Consider the following 784-nt stretch of genomic DNA (forward strand, 5'->3'; position numbering starts at 1 on the left):
TTTTCCCCTTTAGGTTTCCCTTCTAGGTGAGGTGATTGGTAATAGGTCTTTCGTGAGTTAACCTAGATTAGTGCTATTTAATCAATTCTAAATCTACCCTTATGGGCGCACATACATCTCGATCAAATCGTCGAAGGTGACATCTTTTTGTGGATTATGCAGTTTTAATAAGTAGATATGTTGCTTAAGGTGGTTACGCTGCGCTTGTTCAAAGAATGCATTGTTAGATTCAGACAAACCTTGAATAACCATTGCGAAAACTTCTGCTACTTTATCAACCGGTCCACGCAGAATGTTTATATTTTTGGTATCAGGATTGGTTGGATCAATGTAGTAAACCGAGCTTGCAGGAATCTTATGTGCTTGAACTAATTTATATACCTTTTGACATAAATCATTACTGGGTTCAATAACAGTGACACCATTTAAAAATGTTCCTTTTACTTCTTCTGTATCATAATCGTTCTTTTTATACGCAGTTTCGAACTTATTTATGAAACGCACCATCCAGTGTAAATCTTGATTTATCATAGGAATAATTAAACTTGATGTTTTACCAGAACCAATTGGACCAATAATGATACCATTTAACGTTCTATCTTTCCCCTTAATCCGGACCATTTCTTTATGCTCAATATGCGGTCCAATTTCCACATCAGGGTATATCTGTTCTTCTTGGCTATTAAACCACTTTTGCAACTTATGATTTTTATATTCGTATTTTTGTACCCACTTTAAGATTTCTTCTCTGTAACGGACAATATGGCCACTATACCAAAGAGTA

At 35.2% G+C, this 784-nt stretch carries 1 pseudogene; it reads right to left on the reverse strand.

Annotation, left to right across the window (positions count from 1 at the left end):
• Positions 1–99: 99 nt before the first annotated feature.
• Positions 100–784 (reverse strand): annotated as a pseudogene (locus tag MR168_RS33025) (conjugal transfer protein TraG); the annotation flags it as partial.

The organism is Bacillus cereus group sp. BfR-BA-01356 (genome assembly GCF_022663635.1).
GTDB classification, from domain to species: domain Bacteria; phylum Bacillota; class Bacilli; order Bacillales; family Bacillaceae_G; genus Bacillus_A; species Bacillus_A cereus.